The organism is Streptomyces sp. NPDC001852 (assembly GCF_042891825.1).
Lineage (GTDB): Bacteria > Actinomycetota > Actinomycetes > Streptomycetales > Streptomycetaceae > Streptomyces.
In genome coordinates, this window is record NZ_JBIATN010000006.1 from 1 (window position 1) to 15911 (window position 15911).

14 protein-coding genes and 3 pseudogenes are annotated in these 15911 nt (G+C 68.7%); 7 read left to right on the forward strand and 10 right to left on the reverse strand.

Annotated features, from left to right (window positions below):
• A pseudogene (locus ACFYZB_RS12150) lies at positions 1–150 on the forward strand (esterase); the annotation flags it as partial.
• Positions 151–234: 84 nt separating this feature from the next.
• Here ACFYZB_RS12150 and ACFYZB_RS12155 read toward each other — a convergent pair.
• The 4 genes from ACFYZB_RS12155 to ACFYZB_RS12170 all read right to left on the reverse strand — a co-directional run bounded on the left by ACFYZB_RS12155 (position 235) and on the right by ACFYZB_RS12170 (position 4253).
• A complete protein-coding gene (locus ACFYZB_RS12155) occupies positions 235–1092 on the reverse strand; it encodes an alpha/beta hydrolase family protein (RefSeq protein ID WP_388757473.1) in 858 nt (285 codons plus the stop codon).
• Positions 1093–1146: 54 nt separating this feature from the next.
• A complete protein-coding gene (locus tag ACFYZB_RS12160; RefSeq protein WP_388757476.1) occupies positions 1147–2691 on the reverse strand; it encodes an FMN-binding glutamate synthase family protein in 1545 nt (514 codons plus the stop codon).
• Between the two features lie 229 nt (positions 2692–2920).
• Positions 2921–3622 (reverse strand): metal-dependent hydrolase, encoded by a 702-nt coding sequence (locus ACFYZB_RS12165; RefSeq protein ID WP_388757479.1) that lies wholly within the window; start codon positions 3620–3622, stop codon positions 2921–2923.
• A gap of 127 nt (positions 3623–3749) precedes the next feature.
• Positions 3750–4253 (reverse strand): LURP-one-related/scramblase family protein, encoded by a 504-nt coding sequence (locus tag ACFYZB_RS12170; protein ID WP_388757482.1) that lies wholly within the window; start codon positions 4251–4253, stop codon positions 3750–3752.
• Positions 4254–4528: 275 nt separating this feature from the next.
• Here ACFYZB_RS12170 and ACFYZB_RS12175 point away from each other — a divergent pair, with 275 nt between their 5' ends.
• Positions 4529–4999: an NAD(P)-dependent oxidoreductase gene (locus ACFYZB_RS12175; RefSeq protein WP_388758105.1), complete on the forward strand. Its 471-nt coding sequence runs from the start codon at positions 4529–4531 to the stop codon at positions 4997–4999.
• A gap of 296 nt (positions 5000–5295) precedes the next feature.
• Here the strand turns inward: ACFYZB_RS12175 and ACFYZB_RS12180 are convergent, their stop codons facing one another.
• The 3 genes from ACFYZB_RS12180 to ACFYZB_RS12190 are packed head-to-tail and all read right to left on the reverse strand — an operon-like array spanning position 5296 to position 8455.
• A complete protein-coding gene (locus ACFYZB_RS12180) occupies positions 5296–6105 on the reverse strand; it encodes a class I SAM-dependent methyltransferase (protein WP_388757485.1) in 810 nt (269 codons plus the stop codon).
• The gene (locus tag ACFYZB_RS12185; protein ID WP_388757488.1) at positions 6102–7118 is read right to left on the reverse strand and encodes an aminotransferase class I/II-fold pyridoxal phosphate-dependent enzyme; all 1017 of its coding nucleotides are present in this window, start codon (positions 7116–7118) and stop codon (positions 6102–6104) included. Before ACFYZB_RS12185 ends, ACFYZB_RS12180 begins: the two co-directional genes overlap by 4 nt.
• Positions 7115–8455 (reverse strand): radical SAM protein, encoded by a 1341-nt coding sequence (locus tag ACFYZB_RS12190; protein WP_388757491.1) that lies wholly within the window; start codon positions 8453–8455, stop codon positions 7115–7117. The genes ACFYZB_RS12185 and ACFYZB_RS12190 overlap by 4 nt, the downstream gene beginning before the upstream one ends.
• 98 nt (positions 8456–8553) lie before the next feature.
• Between ACFYZB_RS12190 and ACFYZB_RS12195 the strand changes: the two are divergent.
• From ACFYZB_RS12195 to ACFYZB_RS12215, 5 genes and pseudogenes are all read left to right on the forward strand, one after another.
• Positions 8554–8818 (forward strand): annotated as a pseudogene (locus ACFYZB_RS12195) (GNAT family N-acetyltransferase); the annotation flags it as partial.
• Positions 8819–9239: 421 nt separating this feature from the next.
• Positions 9240–9875, forward strand: coding sequence for a DUF4956 domain-containing protein (locus ACFYZB_RS12200; protein ID WP_388757495.1), 636 nt, complete (start codon positions 9240–9242; stop codon positions 9873–9875).
• A complete protein-coding gene (locus ACFYZB_RS12205) occupies positions 9872–10702 on the forward strand; it encodes a polyphosphate polymerase domain-containing protein (protein WP_388757498.1) in 831 nt (276 codons plus the stop codon). Before ACFYZB_RS12200 ends, ACFYZB_RS12205 begins: the two co-directional genes overlap by 4 nt.
• 99 nt (positions 10703–10801) lie before the next feature.
• Positions 10802–10954: pseudogene (locus ACFYZB_RS12210) on the forward strand (LysE family translocator); the annotation flags it as partial.
• A 164-nt stretch (positions 10955–11118) separates the two neighbouring features.
• On the forward strand, positions 11119–12837 hold the full coding sequence (locus tag ACFYZB_RS12215; RefSeq protein WP_388757501.1) for an APC family permease: 1719 nt from the start codon (positions 11119–11121) through the stop codon (positions 12835–12837).
• Here ACFYZB_RS12215 and ACFYZB_RS12220 read toward each other — a convergent pair.
• The 3 genes from ACFYZB_RS12220 to ACFYZB_RS12230 are packed head-to-tail and all read right to left on the reverse strand — an operon-like array spanning position 12818 to position 15898.
• The gene (locus tag ACFYZB_RS12220) at positions 12818–14539 is read right to left on the reverse strand and encodes a hypothetical protein (protein ID WP_388757504.1); all 1722 of its coding nucleotides are present in this window, start codon (positions 14537–14539) and stop codon (positions 12818–12820) included. The two genes, ACFYZB_RS12215 and ACFYZB_RS12220, sit on opposite strands and share 20 nt — an antisense overlap.
• A complete protein-coding gene (locus ACFYZB_RS12225) occupies positions 14536–15564 on the reverse strand; it encodes a hypothetical protein (protein WP_388757507.1) in 1029 nt (342 codons plus the stop codon). The genes ACFYZB_RS12220 and ACFYZB_RS12225 overlap by 4 nt, the downstream gene beginning before the upstream one ends.
• Position 15565: 1 nt before the next feature.
• Positions 15566–15898: a hypothetical protein gene (locus ACFYZB_RS12230; RefSeq protein WP_388757510.1), complete on the reverse strand. Its 333-nt coding sequence runs from the start codon at positions 15896–15898 to the stop codon at positions 15566–15568.
• Positions 15899–15911 lie beyond the last annotated feature (13 nt).

Genomic DNA, 15911 nt, shown 5'->3' on the forward strand with positions numbered 1-15911 from the left:
ACGCTCAGGTTCATCAAGAGCGTGCAGGACACGAACGTGACCAGAATCTCGTCGATCATCCTCCCGAGCGGCGGGCACAACTTCAACACCTGGCGGCGGGAGATCCCGGCCACGCTCCAGTGGCTCAGCTCGCGACTGGTCGCCCACTGAAACCCCCGCGGTGCGTGACCCCGGGCGAAGCTGTCCAGTGACGGCAGTTCCGCTCAACGAGCGGACGCCTGCGGCTGCCGGCCGTCACATGTCTTTTCCTCCGGGCCGTGACCTGTGGATGTACTGGTCGGCCCAGGCGCTGATGATGTGAGCGGCTCGCTGCGCCTGTCCTCGTGCGGTCAGGAGATGGTCCGCTCCTTCGAGCGAGACGAAGCTTCGCGGGTGTCGTGCCTCGCGGAAGATCTCCCCGGCGTTGGCGATGTCGACGGTGTTGTCGGTGGGCGAATGCATGACGAGCAGCGGCAGACGCAACTCGCGTATCCGGTCGCGTAGGCGAGCCTGGTGGACGTCGTCGACGAAGGCACGTTTGAGGACCAGGGTCCTCCCGCCGACGAACCATTCGTGCGACCCTTCACTGAGCACGCGTTCCATGACCGCGTCGTACTGTCTCTCGACGTGGCTGGGGTCGGCAGGCGCCCCGATCGTGGCGACCGCGCGGACGCCGGTTGCCTCGGCCGCTGCGGCAATCGCGGCGGCGCCTCCCCACGAGTGCCCCACCAGCAGGTCCACCGGAGTTCCTCGCTCTGCCATCAGCGTTGCTGCACGGACGGTGTCCTGGACCTTGATGGTGAAGGAACCGTCCCCCCAGTCGCCGTCGGAGTCTCCGATGCCGAGGTTGTCGTAGCGCAGCATCCCGATCCCCTCGCGTGCCAGCTGCTTGCTGACACGCGAGGCGGCCGGCGAGTCCTTGCCGAGTGTGAATCCGTGGACGAAGATTCCCCAGCCGCGGATCTCGCCTTCCGGCAGGTCGATCGACCCGGCCAGTTCCGGGCCGACGACGCTCTTGAATCTCACTTTTTCAGTCATGTTGATCGCCTCGGCACGGACTGGTCGTGGGGGAAGGGCAGGTGGGTGAGTGCGGGCGACACCGGCTGGTGCCACGCTCGTGCTCCGCGCAGGCGAGCCTTGAGCGCGGTGCTTGTCGCTGTCGGCGCGTCAGAGGGCCGGCCCGTGCACGGCGGTCGGCTTGGTGGTGAGCAGCGCCGTGATCTCATCGGCGAGGTGTGGGCCGAGCTCGCCCCAGCCGTCCTTGTAGCCGTAGACGCCGGCCAGGGTGCGGGCCTCGTAGTCACCGTTCATGATCTCGATGTCGTGGGGTGTGATGAGTGCCGGGTGCGCGACGCCGACGGCAGCCGAAACCTTGATCAGCTCCTTGCGCAGGGTGCGAAGGTAGACAGCGGCTCGGGTGGCCTTCGAGGTCGGGTCGAGGCCGCGGGCCAGCCACGGGTTCTGGGTTGCGATGCCGGTGGGGCACTTGTCGGTGTGGCATTTCTGCGCCTGGATGCAGCCGATGGACAGCATCGCCTCACGGGCCACGTTGATCATGTCGGCACCCAGCGCGAAGGCGACCATGGCGTTCTCGGGCAGGCCGAGCTTGCCGGAGCCGATGAAGGTCAGGTCGTCGGTCAGCCCCAGCTCGGCGAACGTGCCGTAGACCCGGGAGAAGCCCATCCGGAAGGGCAGCGACACCGAGTCGGTGAAGATCAGCGGCGCCGCCCCGGTGCCGCCCTCGCCGCCGTCGACGGTCACGAAGTCGACACCACGGTCACCACGCGCCATCAGGGTGGCCAGTTCCTGCCAGAAACCCATCTCTCCCACCGCGCTCTTGACCCCGACCGGCAGACCGGTCTCGGTGGCGAGCAACTCCACGAAGTCGAGCATCGAGTCGACATCGCTGAACGCGGTGTGCCTCGACGGGGAGGCGCAGTCCTTGCCGACCGGTATGCCGCGGATCCCGGCGATCTCCTCGGTCACCTTCGCGCCCGGCAGCATCCCGCCCAGTCCTGGCTTGGCGCCCTGGGAGAGCTTGATCTCTATTGCCTTGACCGGGGCGCCGGCGACCACGTCCTTGAGCTTGTCGAGGTTGAAGCTGCCGTCCTCGTTGCGGCAGCCGAAGTACGCCGTACCGATCTGAAGGACGAGGTCACCACCGTTGCGGTGGTACGGCGAGAGGCCGCCCTCGCCCGTGTTGTGCATCGTGCCCGCCAGCGCCGCCCCCTTGTTGAGCGCCGTGATGGCCGCGCCGGAGAGCGATCCGAAGCTCATCGCCGAGATGTTCACCACGCTCGCCGGCCGGAACGCCTTGGCTCGCCCGCGCGGCCCGCCCAGCACCTTGGCCGAGGGCAGTGGGGCCTGCGGGTCGTGCGCGTCGGGCAGAGTGCCGGCGAACGTCCGCTGCTTCAGGTAGGCGTGCCCCTGCACGTGCTCGACGTCGACGTCGGTTCCGAATCCGAAGTAGTTGTTCTCCTCCTTCGCCGACGCATAGATCCACGTGCGCTGGTCCCGGCTGAACGGGCGCTCCTCCTCGTTGGACGTCACGATGTACTGCCGCAGCTCCGGCCCGATCGTCTCCAACAGGTACCGGGCGTGCCCGATCACCGGGAAGTTCCGGAGCAGTGCGTGCTTCTTCTGGATGAGGTCGCGGGCAGCCAGAAGCGCCACTGCTGTCGCGGCGGCCGCGCCGATCCTCCGGGCGTGCATGAACGTTCCTCCTCGATGCACGACCCCATCGCCGTGCGGTGGTGTCGTTGTGTCGTGTGGGGCGTTGGTCGGCAGGCACCGCCAAGCGGGCATCGGCGTCCGTCGAAGAATGCGACATGATATTAGGAGGCCCCTCGGACAGGCACGCGGCCAGGGGTCCGGTCCGGGTTCGGCCTCGCGCGGGCGGGAGTGGGTCCGCGCACCGATCGCGCGTGAGCCCGTTGCCGCCTCAGCGGAGGGGATGCGGTGCCAGGACTGTCAGCCAGAGGAGGGCAATGGTCCCGGCACCCATCAGCGGCGTCAGCATCTCGGTCTCCAGCTTGTTGCCGCTGCTCTTGATCAGCACGACCTCGTAGCGCCTCTTCAGCGGCCACAGCCACGGGGCTCCCTGCTTGGTGATCGAGTCACCGAGCAGGTGGGCCAGGCAGCCGAGGCCGACCACGTAGGGCAGCCAACCCGGCGCCGCCGGAATGAACTTGGCGATCGCGGCGGTGCCGAGCGCAGCCATCGCCACGATGGTGCCCCACGCGTGGAATCCGTGTCCGGGCGGGCACAGATTGAGGGCGCGTACCGCCATCGTCAGGAGGAAGAAGCACATCCCGAGCGTGAACGGCCTGCCCACATGGGCGATGCCGGCCCATGTGCCGACGGCCATGAGGGCCACGAAGAGCAGGGAGTGGGTGGCATGGCGGTGACCGCCGGATATCCAGGCGACGAACCGGCACAGCAGCCGGGAGACCGGACCGAGGAAGTTCGCGATCGTGCCGTCGTGGTGGTCCAGGTCGGGCAGCAGTGCGGCGCCCGCGCACAGCACCGTGCCCATCAGGATCTCCTGGGGCTGCAGGTGCGTGTGCAAGAGCACGGGCGGCAGGTACGGAGCGGTGCCGGCGAACAGCAGCGCGCCGCTCACGGCATGCGAATGTCCCATCATGGTGCGGTGGTTCTCCCCCGATCAGGCGCCGTCCGGACGGCACGTCGATGTTCAAGTGTCAAGATGCGTACTGCGCCCCTGGAGCACGTATGCCGGCATGGGTACGTGCGCCGGAAGCGAGCATGTGTCACAGATTGGTGAGCTGTTCGCTCCTGCCGTCCTCGATGATGTGGTCCACGCACACGGCGAGGATGACCAACAGCAGCGAGTCGGGCTCGTACATCACGTCCACGGCATAGGCGTCGCGGATGCTGAACCAGCGGCGCGAGATGTGTGCCAGGGTGGTTCCGTCGTCCGCGATGTCGAACTCGCGATCCCAGAGGTTCCCCGATATACGCAGCCGACGGCCGTCCCGCAGGGTGACCTTGAAGCGGTCGCCGAAGATGCGGAACCTCCGCTTACTGATGCGGCCGATGGTCTCGCCGTTCTGCTTGATGAGGATCGTGTGATGAAGGGTCAGGACCTTCTTGACGATGCTCGCGACCTGGTCGCCCTGGGTGTCCACGAAGTGGAACGTGGTACGCAGCCGCAGGAGTTTGCGGTCGACCCTGAACAGCTTCTGCCGGTGCTCCGTCTCGACCCAGGCCTCCTCGTGGAACGCCAGCATGCGATCGCGTACCAGATAGCGCATGGAAAACCCCGTCCAGGTCGAGAGATGGCGCGGACACCTGTCTGATGATAGTTGCGGCATTACGCAAGGCGGCAACTGGCTACCCCACTCGCACCGCCCGCGTGTCCGCCATGCTCGGCTGCGGGCACGGCGGAGAGCCGGTGACGTGGGCAACGGCCATGCTGCATGCGGCCGCGGCCGGGTTGCCGGCGTATGGAGGCGGCGGGTCGGTGTCCGGGCTGCGGTGTACAAAGCCCGGGAACACGAAGTCCTGGTGACACATGCCCCGGGCTCCAATGCGGAAGCTGTCGCCGAGCACGCCCTGGCGGTCATCCTGGCGGCGAACAGGGGACTCGTCGGGCACAAATGCCGCCTCTCACCGGGGACAGTGGCGCGGGTGTCCCGTGCTCCGGAACTCGCCGAACTCACCCTCGGGATCGTGGGACCGGGACGTCGTCTCGCTCCACTGTCCGCTGACCGACGAGACCCGTGGGTTGATCGGTGCGCAGGAACTCAGTGCCATGAAGAAGGGCTCGATGCTGGTCAACATGGCGCGGGGCGGAGTCGTGGACGAGGCCGCTCTCGCCGCTGCCCTCCAGGACCCGTCCGCGCCGCTGTCGGCAGCCGCAGTGGACGTCTTCGCGAAGGAACACGCCGACTTCGACTCCCCGCTGATGGGACTGGACAACGTCATCCTCACACCACACATCGCCGGCATGACCAGAGCGGCGGCGCACCGCGCGGCGGACGGGGTCCCGCTGGGGTGAGTTGGCTGACCCAGCCGCATGCTCCGGCCACGGACGCCGACGAGCCTGTCGGCCTGTCCCGCTTCGGCGAACGATCCGGGACACCGCCAAGGACAACCACGGCCGTCCGGCGGTCCCCGCCGCCCGTCACACGGCGAACCCGCAACCGTCCGGCCGACATCACCAGAACCCGGCGCCGCAATCCCACTCCAGATCAGGCCGGGGCGCGCTTCGCATGCAGTACGCCGATGCGACGCTGGCGTCCTGGTCCTCGTGCGGCCTCCGACCGGGCATGTTGCCCGGAATGCGCTGCCGGCTCAGCTCCGCTGCACGACCGGTACCGATGGCGGATCGCCGATCTGGCCGTTGTCGGTTCGGGCGCGGCAGAACAGGAGCTGCTTCGGCGAGGCGCTCGTGAACGGGGATTGATCGTAGTCCCCGTAGCGTTGCGTGACATCGAGCCCGGCCAGCCGGCAGAGCGCCAAGAGTTCCTCGGGAAAGAAGCAGCGCATGCTGACCTTTTTGGTGCGTACGCACGTACCGCCGCGTAGGTAGTCCAGCGTGAAGCGCAGCACTTGGGCGGCGGCGTCGTAGCCTGTCGTCGCCCGTACGTCGAGTGTCGCCCCGTCCCGGTCCACGACCGACTTGTGGTGGTAGGGCGACTCGGGGAGCCTGCACAGCTTGGCCATGTCGGGGTTGAATACGTCCAGGATCAGGGTCCCGCCTGGTCGCAGCACGTTTCGCGCCGAGGTGAGGAACGCGACCACGGAATCCAGGTCGTGCAGGTGCTGCATCGCGTTGGTTGCCGAGAACACCAGGGCGAAGCGCCTGTCCGAGCGGATGTCTCGGCAGTCCTGTTCCAGCCACTGGACCGGCAGTCGCTCGTCCTCGGCCCGCTGACGGGCGCGCGCAAGCATCGAGGGCATGATGTCGAGCCCTGTGACATCGACACCCGCCCGCGCGATCGGCAGGGTGATGCGCCCGGTTCCGCAGGCCACCTCCAGGACCGGACCGCCCGCCTGGACCGCTTGGCCGAGGAAGAACGGGATGTCGTGGGTGCGCGCCGTGAACTCCTGATCGTAGAAGTCCGCATCGTCGTATACGGCCAGGTCCTTCAGTGGTTTCACCGCGCCACCGCCGACGTCGGGCCGAAGGCGTCAGCAAGGCTGGTCAGGATGGAGCCGGACCAGCTGCTCTCCCCGAACACGCTGACCGGCATGGCGAGCACGCCGCACTCGCGCTGAAGCGTCTCCGCTGGGATTTCGATCGGGAAGAAGTAGTTGCCGGGACACGTCCGGCTCGCCGTGGGAATCGCCCTGAGCACCTCGTCCGGCAACCGTTCGAACAACCGCTCAGCCCGTGCGGACAGTTCGTCGACGACCTGGCGGGGCAGCTCGCTGTGCTCGCTCAGCAGACGATCGGCGAGCCTCAGCTGTGCCGGTGACGGCGGATCCGCCCGGAACGCTTCGGCCCATTCGGCTTGCGCCGGAGGCAGCAGGACCACGCCGAACGTGCGTGGCCACAGCCATCCCTTGGTGACCGAATGCAGCAGGACCGCACGACCGGTATCCACCAATCGCCGTGTGCCGGCAGCGAACGGGGCTCCCAGGTCGTAGACGCTGTCGATCAGCAAGCGGCGGCGTGGTGATTCCCGCAACCACGAGATCACCGCGGCGCACTCGGCATCGGACAGGTATCGGCCGAGCGGCTTGCTGGGGTTGGCCAGCAGCAGGTATTCGGGCCGGTCGTCGGCCGGCGACGTCGGCAGGGCCGGCGCCGGTAGCGTCGGGTAGGACGCGGGCGCCAGGCCCGCAGCGCGGGCCAGCTCGAAGTAGACCGGGTACACGTCGCTGGGCAACCACAACCGCGCCTGCACGGCGCGCAGCCGGTGGAACACCACACCGAGCCCGTGACGGACCCCTCGACAGACCATGGCGCGGCCGGACCAGTCTTCCGGCAGCTCGAAGCGCCGCAGCCAGGCACGGGCGAGATCGCACCGGTGCACCGTACTCATGTCGGCCGGCGATTGCGGTCGCATCGGGGCAAGCGCCCCGTACACGTTGGTCTCGGCGGCGTCCAGAAGCAACGAGGAAGTTCTGAGCTGCCGTTGCCGGAATTCCTGGAACTCGTCGAACCTCATGCCGATACATCTTCCGGCACGATCTCGCTGGCCCGGTCTTCCAGGGAGGCGTAGCAGCGTCCGTCGGCCATGACGTTCCAGCTGCGTGCGATCCCGCTGGTGCGTTCCCAGAGCAGGCTGGGCTCGGTGTAAGCGGCGATCCGCATCGGCCGGCCCTCCCAGCTGCCATGGTAGACCGGCGCGCCCCAGGGCAGGCGGCTCGCCACTTCGAAGCCATGCTGCTCGGCGAACCGGGTGACGACGGACAGCGAAACCTGGTGCTCTCGGCTCCAGACGTTGGCGGCGCGGTCGAAGTAGAGCGACTCGGTACTGGTGGAGACGTAGAGCTCTTTGAAGCAGATTTCCTCGACACCGAGAGCCGCGGCCCACGAAAGGTAGTCGGCGACGCCGGCTGCGTCGGCGACGCCGCCGTGCTGGAGCACGCAGATCAGCCTCATCCGCAGGCGCGGCCAGCGGTCGCGTTCCCCACGCCAGGTGTCGACCACAGAGCTCACCGGCGTGCGCAGCATCATCAGCCGCTCGCTGACGGCGTCGTCCTGATGATGCCGGGAGACCGACAGCACGCTCAGGCCTGCGGCGCTCAGGGCTGCCAGTCGGCCGGCCCGGTCAGCGTGCCGGCCCTTCGCCAGGGTGTGCGCGTTGGTGATCAGGACGACCTTCGGGAAGGCCGCCGAGCAGGCGGACACCAGCCGCAGCTGCTGTTCGAAAGGTATGAGCGTGGGTTCCCCGCCGCCGGTGATCACCGCACGCTCGGCACCCGCCGCACGGGCGCGCTCCAGCCAGTGGGCGACCGCGTCCCACGGCACCCGTGCCGGCGCCTGGTCGCTGGAGATCGAAGCCGAGGAGAAGCAGAAGGAACACCGGGCTTGGCAGGCGGAGGCGACCGGCAGAAGCGAAACCGAGCGCGGTCGCGTGTCGGCGTAGCGACGCTGTGCCGATCCGTGCAGATGCAGGGAGGCCGCCATCGCGTCCTCGACGGTTGTCGGGCGCAGAGTGAACTCGTCGCCTGCTTGGTCGAGTTCGTGGACCGCTGACAACCGGATGCGCGCCTCGTGCCATTCCATGCCGAGGCCGGTCGACGCGTTGGGCACCAGCTTGTCGGGGTCCACCGTGGTTTCCAGCACCAGAAGTCGGTCACCCGGAATGGCCAGACGGTCCAGCAGGCGTCGCGCCTTGCCGATGCCGATACCCAACTCCGCACGGGTCAGCAGGTGGAACCGGTCGGGATAGGTACTCTCGGGAATCCCCGCCTTACCGTAAGCGAACGCGTACTTGTCGAAGCCCTTCGCGAAGTTCGACAGCACGATGACGTGGAAGCGCTGGTCGCTGTGGTTCATCCCGTCATCTTGCCCGAACGGGCCCCAGACGACATGGGCGGACATGAACCGGCAGGAAGCCTGCCGGAAGAGCGTCGGCACCGGAAAGCTGACGGCCGATGGCCGTCGGTGACGGGGAGGTCCTTGAACGGGTCGTGCGGGAGCCGGAAGTCGCCGCGTGGTGGTCGGCCCCGGACGACTTCGAGGGCATGCCGCCGTTGTCTTCGAGGGCGAGGTCATCGGAGCGATCCGGTTCGCGAAAGAAGCGGACCCCGAGTTCCGGCTCGCCGGCATCGACATCTTCCTGACGGCGCGGCATCACGGGAAGGGATCGGCACCGAAGCCGTACGCACCCTGGCCGGGTGGCTGGTGCGCGAACGCGGCCGGCCTTCGCCGTTCCGGTGCCGCCTGCGCCGGCCGGCGCCGTGGACGCGGCTTCGCCTCCGTGCCACCGGCGAACACGGTTGAGACGATGGGCGACCGGCCGCCGGGCGTGCCGTCGTTCCGGCCGGGGGCCACTGACGCTTTCCGCGCAGCCACTGACGGTGATTCCCCGGCCGCCGGCCGATGGGCCATGCGTCGCGTGAGGGGCTGCGGGTTGCGAGTCCGGCGGCGAAACAGTGCACGGTCGTTGGCTTCCCCCGCCCGGCAGTGGAGCGTCGGAGACGGAGGAGGCGAAGGAGGCGAAGGAGGCGAATCGTTTCTCCACAAGCGAATGCATGTTCGCCACGCGCTTGCCTATCGTCTGTCTCCCGTTCCGGTTCTTCGGGGCCTTCCGGCCCCGGTACTTACAGGGAGTGCAGCCATGGAGTCGTTACGGCATCTCGCCGCCCACCTCGGACTCGACCTCGCCGCCGTCGGCGTGCTGACCTTCGCCCTCTACTGTCCGCGCCACGGCCGGCGCGACCTCGTGCCGGCCTATCTCGCCCTGAACACCGGCCTCTTCACGGTCGTCACCGCCCTCGCCGAGGTGCGCGGCGGAGGGGGAGCGGCCCTGGGCTTCGGTCTCTTCGGCGTGCTCTCGATCGTGAGACTCCGCTCCGACGCCGTGCAACACGAGGAAGTCGCCTACTACTTCACCACCCTGGTCCTCGGCCTGCTCTGCGGACTTCCGAGGCTGCCGTTCGCACTCACCGGCGGGCTGTGCGCCACCCTGCTCCTCATCGTCTGGGCAGCCGACAGCCCCCGGCTCCTGGCCGGCACCCGGCGCGCCGTCGTCACTCTCGACACCGTCCACGAGGACCCGGCCGCGCTCCGCGCCGACCTCGTACGGCGCCTGGGTGAGCCCCTCCACTGGACGGTCATGGAGGTCGACTTCGTCCGGGACCTCACCGTCGTCGACGTCCGCTACCGCGAGAGCACGGCGGCCCCGGCCGGCCGGGGCCCCGTGCCCGCCGCCGGACCCGCCCGCCGGACCACGCCCGCCTGGGAAACCGCATGACCACCGCACCGGTCCGCTCCGCCGCTGCGGTCCGCGCCGTCGGCGACGCCGCCCACGGCGCCGGCCCGATCTCGCTCGACGAGCTCAACGAACGCGCCGCTCTCCTCGCGCGTTTCGACCACAGCTACCTGGTGCCCGCGGACACCTTCCTGCGCATCGTCGGCCGGCTCACCGACCCGCACCGGCCCGGCGGCCCCTTCCGCGCCCTCGCCATGGACGGCCGGCGTGCCTTCCGCTACCACTCCGTCTACTACGACACCCCCGAGCTCCGCTCCTTCCATGACCACCGGCAGGGCCGCCGGCTCCGCTTCAAGATCCGGGAACGGGTCTACGCGGACACGGGTGAGCGGCAGTTCGAGATCAAGCTCAAGGGGCCGCGCGGCGACACCGTCAAACACCGCCGTCCGCTGACCGGAGCGGCCACCCCGCTCGACCCGGGCTGCCGGGGGTTCCTCGCCGACACCCTGCGCACCGCGTACGGCATCGGCGCCCCGGCAACCCTCGAACCGTCCCTGTGCACCGACTACATTCGTGCCACCTTCGTGGCCGACGGCGAGCGCATCACCTGCGACGCGGCACTGGTCTGCGACGACATGCGCACCGGGCGCACCGTGCGGTGCACGGACGACCTCGTTCTCGTCGAGACCAAGTCCACCGGGCATCTCACCGAGGCGGACCGCCTGTTGCACGCCCACGGGATACGCCCCGCCGTCTTCACCAAGTACTGCAGCGCCTACGCCGCACTGCGACCCGCACTCCCCGCCGGCCGGTGGCGCCGCGCCGCCCGCCGTGCTTTCGGTGAGGCGGCCCCGGAGCCGGCGTGTTGAACGGCCGGTGAAAGCCCGGTGGCATGACGGGCCCGCCGCCGGGACAGCCCTGTGGCCGGGAGGCGATGTGCGTCCTCCCGGCCGGACATGGAGGCCCCGGCGGGTGAGCGGCGCGGCGGCCTGCGCACGGTCCTGGACGGTGTTTTCGTGGGCTTCACCAACCCCAAGGGCCTCCTCTTCTCCGCGGCGGTGCTGCCGCAGTTCGTGAACCACTCGGCAGGCCGTGTCCCCTTCAACCCCCTCCAGTCCGGCACAGCCACGTGGTCGGTTCCACGCCGGCCACGGCTGTGAGCGGCAGAAACGCCGGGCCCGTGCGCACCTGCTCGCAAACGCCGTTTCCTCGGCCCCCTCCGACCAGTACCCTGTTCGCCACTGTGCGTGAGGATCTGCCGACGCTACGCGGGGGAACAGGGCGGATGAGTGTCCGGGAACTGAAGCCTGAGGGCAGGCAACCGGTGCGGGCCGAGGACGAGGACGAGCAGCGGCGACTGTCGGTGTTCCACCTCGTCGGCCTGGCGGCTGGGGGCATGATCGGCTCCGGCTGGCTGCTGGGCGCGGACGACGCGTTCCGCCGGGCTGGTTCGGACGCCTACCTGGCGTGGGTGTTCGGCGGCCTGCTCATGCTGCTCATCGCTGCGGTCATGGTCGAATTGGGCACCGTAGCCCCCAAGACGGGCGGGCTGATATTCCTGCCGCTGCAGAGCAGCGGCGCGCTGGTGGCGACGGTGGTCGCGGCCGGCCTGTGGATCTTCTACGCGATCAACCTCTCCAGTGAGGCCGTCGCGATGACGAAGGGCCTGTCCTGGAAGGTCCACGGGCTCCTGGACTCCTCCCAGGCGCTCACCCTCAAAGGCTGGGGCTACGCGCTGGTGTTCATGGCGGCGATCTCCGCGGTGAACCTGGCGACCCCGCGGATCTTCTTCAGGATCAACTCCTGGCTGACGGTGGCGAAGGTCATCGTCCCCGTCCTGACCGTCGCGCTGCTGATCACGGCCGGCTTCGACCACCACAGCCCCCACGCGAGCGGCGGCACGGGAAAAGGGGCCGGCGCCGCCTTGGCGGCGGTCGTCGGCAGCGGAGTGATCTTCGCCTACGTCGGCTTCCAAGGTCCGCTGGACTTCGCCGGGAACATCAAGCGGTGGGGACGGGGAATCGGTGAGGCGGCCCGGCTCCGCAGGGCGGTCTTCGGAACGATCATCGGGGCGATGGTCCTGTACATATCGCTTCAGGTCGTCTTCACGAAGTATCAGGCGTCCTACTGGAGTCCGGCCGACATCGAGCCGTCGCCCTATGCCCAGTTCGCCTTCGCCCTCTCCCTGTGGTGGCTCGGGTGGCTGCTCAGGATCGGTGCCGTGATCTCACCCATGGGCGCGGGCCTCGTCTTCGCCCATGCACTCACCCGCGAGGTGGCAGCCCTCAGCCGGGCCCATCTCACGCACCGCGGGCTGCAGACCGCCCGCAAGGCCTCCCTGAAGCGGCGGTACGACGTGTACTGGCTGGTCCTGGTTGTCGACTTCTTCGTCGCGAGCATCGCGTTGCTGGCGGTCGGCGGCAGCTGGAGCTCTCTCGTCGCGATCACCGGAGTCCTGACGCTGGTCGTCTACGCCGTCCCCGGTGTCGTCCTCGTGTCGCTCCGCGACCACCTGACCGGCTGGTCCCGCGTGCGGCGCGGCGGCCGCGAGGTCCTGGCGCGGACCGGTTTCGCCCTGATCGCACTGATCCTCTACGGGGCGGGCTGGGCCCCCCTGTGGCGAGGCATGGCGACCCTCACGGTGGGCTGCGCCCTGCTGCTGTGCCTGCCGATCCTCGCCCGGTGGCTGCCCGCCTTCGGCCGGATGTACGACGCCAAGGTGCACGTGACTCTGTTCCGGCACTGGCGCACCAGTCCCGCCGCCCAGGCTGGGCTCTGGCTGATCGGCCATCTCGCGGTGCTGACGCTGCTGACGCTGCTGGGCGATTCCTCGGTCGGAGTCCTCCCCAAGCTCCTGGGGGGCTTCCTGGCCGTCGCTGCGGCGCTCGCGGCCTTCGAGGGCCTGGTCAGCGCGTCCAGACGCCACATGGCCGAAGTGGCGCCCATGCTGCCGGCTCCGGGCACCGGCCGCCCCGCCACGGCCGCTAACGCAGCGAACGAATGACCTCCGTGGCCTCCGCCTCGAATCCCCTGCCGCGCAGCTCCTCGACCGCCTCCTCCCGGCGGTTGGTGTCGGACCAGCGGCCCACCGTGGCACGGATCAGGAAATACCTGTCCTCTTCCTCCATCGTGCTGGTGCACAGCCGGTCCACGACCAGCGCCACACCCCGAGGGGTGACACGCTGTTCGTTCTCCAGGCACCGTTCGAGCAGGTCCCAGCCGTCGCGGGGCAGCTCTGCGCCGTACAGGCGGGCGGCGATCTCTGCGATGACCGCACCCGAACCTCGGCGCACCCCGACGGAGTGGGACGGGTCCGCCAGTTCCTTGCAGGCCAGATCGACGGCCTCGGCGCGCCCATGGCCCCGCAGCCCTCTGACGTACTCGACGAAGAGCCCGGCGTCGGCGCCCTGTTCGAGGACACGCGCGGCCAGTCTCTGTGCGATCGTCTGCGCCACTCGGTTGCGGTCCCTCGGCCGCTCGATCCTGACCAGCAGATCGGCCAGTTCGGTTCCGGAGCGGCCGTCCGTGTGCGCCGCGGCGGCGATACGCAGCAGCCTCCTGCATTCCGGCTGGGCGTTGAAGTTTCCCAGGACCGTGTCCAGGTAGTCGAGTTCCACCGGCGAGCGCGGCCCGGACGCTCGCGCCGTCCCCCTGGCCACGATGTCGGCGAGCAGCTCCCTGGTCGTCCTGGTGAGAGCCTCTGAACGGTGCCAGGTGATGACGATCTCCGCCAGGTGCTCCACGTTGTCGCGCGATGCGGCGTGCTCACGGATCAGGGCGCACTTCTCGGAGGACCCCTGCCTGACCAACTGGCCGCAGATTTCCGCGATGTCGTGCTGGGACAGCCGTTTGCCGACATGCTCCACGAGAGTGTCGGGGCTGTCGGTCCGGGTGGCGATCAGATGGGCGACGATCCGTCTTGTCTCGGGTACGTGATCCGGAATCCGCAACTGCGCGTCGACCCACTCCTCCAGGATCCGCTCCGAGGGACTGAGCTGGTGGAGTGCGCCGGCGAGATCCTGGAACTCCCTGGGAACGGTGTACGAGGCCTGCAACGGCACGTGCGCGTGCTCGGTGATCGCGAGGAGGGTCTGCCGGAGGAGCTCAGCGGCCTCTTCCCCGCACCTCTCGTCGCGCAGCGCGATGTAGAGGAGGGCCTTGTCGAGATTGGTCCGTCCCGAACTCGGTGTGGTGAACACGCGCAGCGTCTTGTCCACCAGCTCGCTCTTCCCTGCGTCACGGCACTCCCGGACGAAGACGGCGACGTCGAGCACCGTCCGCTGGCAGGCGATGTCATGGATGACGCCGTCTGTCAGCCGCGGGTACCGGCCCTCATGCGTACGCTCGGCATCCCATTGCCGGATGGCGAGTTCCGCGGCATGGATGATGTTCCGGCTCAGCGCCGCCGTGGCCACCATGTTGACGGCGTCCCGGTAGTCGAAACTCACCGCGCATTCGATGAGCCGGTCGATGGTGCTGAGCATGGCGAACGCGTGCAGGGCCCTGATCGCGTTGGCGGGCCGGGGCCTCTCACTGCTCTCGGTGACGGGCTGCTCGCCCTCCCGCATGGCCTGCATGCGCTCCCGGAAAGCGGCGACCGAGCACTTGGTCACCCATTCATAGCCGAAGCGCCACGGCTCCGTCGCACCGTCGTCCTCGGAACGTCCGGCCACGCCGGAGCCCGCGGCCTTCTGGCCCTCCGTCATACGCGCAGTGCTTTCTCCACCTGGTTCCAGTAGCGGGCAAAGGCATGGGGCGAGTTGAAGGCCTGGTTGGCCCTGACGTCGATGTGCCGCGCGAGATGCCGGCTGGCCTCATCCGGCCTGGAGCTGAGCAGAGCGACCACGTCGCCGGTCTTCCGCTCGTCCTTCAGCAGTTCATCGAGGCGGGAGTCCCGGTCCATCATCAACGTCTTGACCCAGTCCGCAGGTTCGACCGGGAGTTGCGGGACCGGGTCGCGCTTCTTGAGCTCCATCTGGTTGGTGAAGAGCGGGGTGCCGTCACGGGCGTCGTTCAGCGACATCCTCGGTACCTGGTGCTGTGCACCTGTGCAGTTCTCCATCTCCTTCTTCACCGCCTCCCGCAGGAGGCCGATGGTGAGCTGGTGATTGTGGTCCTTCGTGCCGTCCTGCAGTATGTGCAGCAGGTGCCCGCTGAACGGTGTGCACTTCGAGAGGTTCCCCGGCAGCGCCGAGCAACCGTCAGCAGGCGCGAAACTGGCGTTCTTGACGGCCGTGAACACACAGGTGCCCTCGTCCAGAGCGCCCAGGACTCCGGGAAGGACGGGCTCCTCCCCCAGCTGAGGCAGCAGGTTCGAGTAACAGCAGTCGGCGATCAGAACCTTCAGCCTCGCCCTGGCCTTGCGCATGACGCGGTAGACGTACCAACTGGAAAGCCAGGTCCATGGCTTGTCCCGGTGGGACGAGCCCACGGAGAAATGGACCTGCGCGCCGGGAACGTCACTCCAGTACTGGCCGTGGCCGACATACACCACCAGGAAGATGTCGTCGGGCCCCGTCTCGTCCGCGGCCTCCTGCAACGCCCTCATCACGCCGTCAGCCGTCTGGACCTCGTCCTCGGTCAGGACCCGGCAGCAGTCGGTACCCCACATCTCGTCGCCGGCGAGAACCTCGCCGTACATACGCGCGCTCGCACCAATCGGCGGATGGCCGTCCATCCCCGAGTCGACGGCGTACCTGGCCGGTCCTATCACCACCGCACGAGGCGCCATCTCAGCCGTCCAGCCCTTCCGCCGTCGGCTCCGCCGCCTCGTCGGGTACGGACTGGGTGCCGACCGAAGTCTCGGGCGGATCCAGCCGTTCACCGCGCCAGCGCTCGACGACCCGCTTCACGGCGTCCACCGCGGCAGACACGGTCATCTCGGTCGCCTTGCCGACCACGGCCACGAGGACGATCTCGACGATGCCGCCGGTCAGCACCTTGCCCTCGTCGACGGCCGAGGAATGCCACGACAGACCGGTCTCCGCCTCCAGCTCGTCAAGCATCCGGTCCGGATCGTCCAGACCGGTCGGCCCTTTGACGGTCACCGAGATCCTCGTAGCCATGCCAATGCCCCCG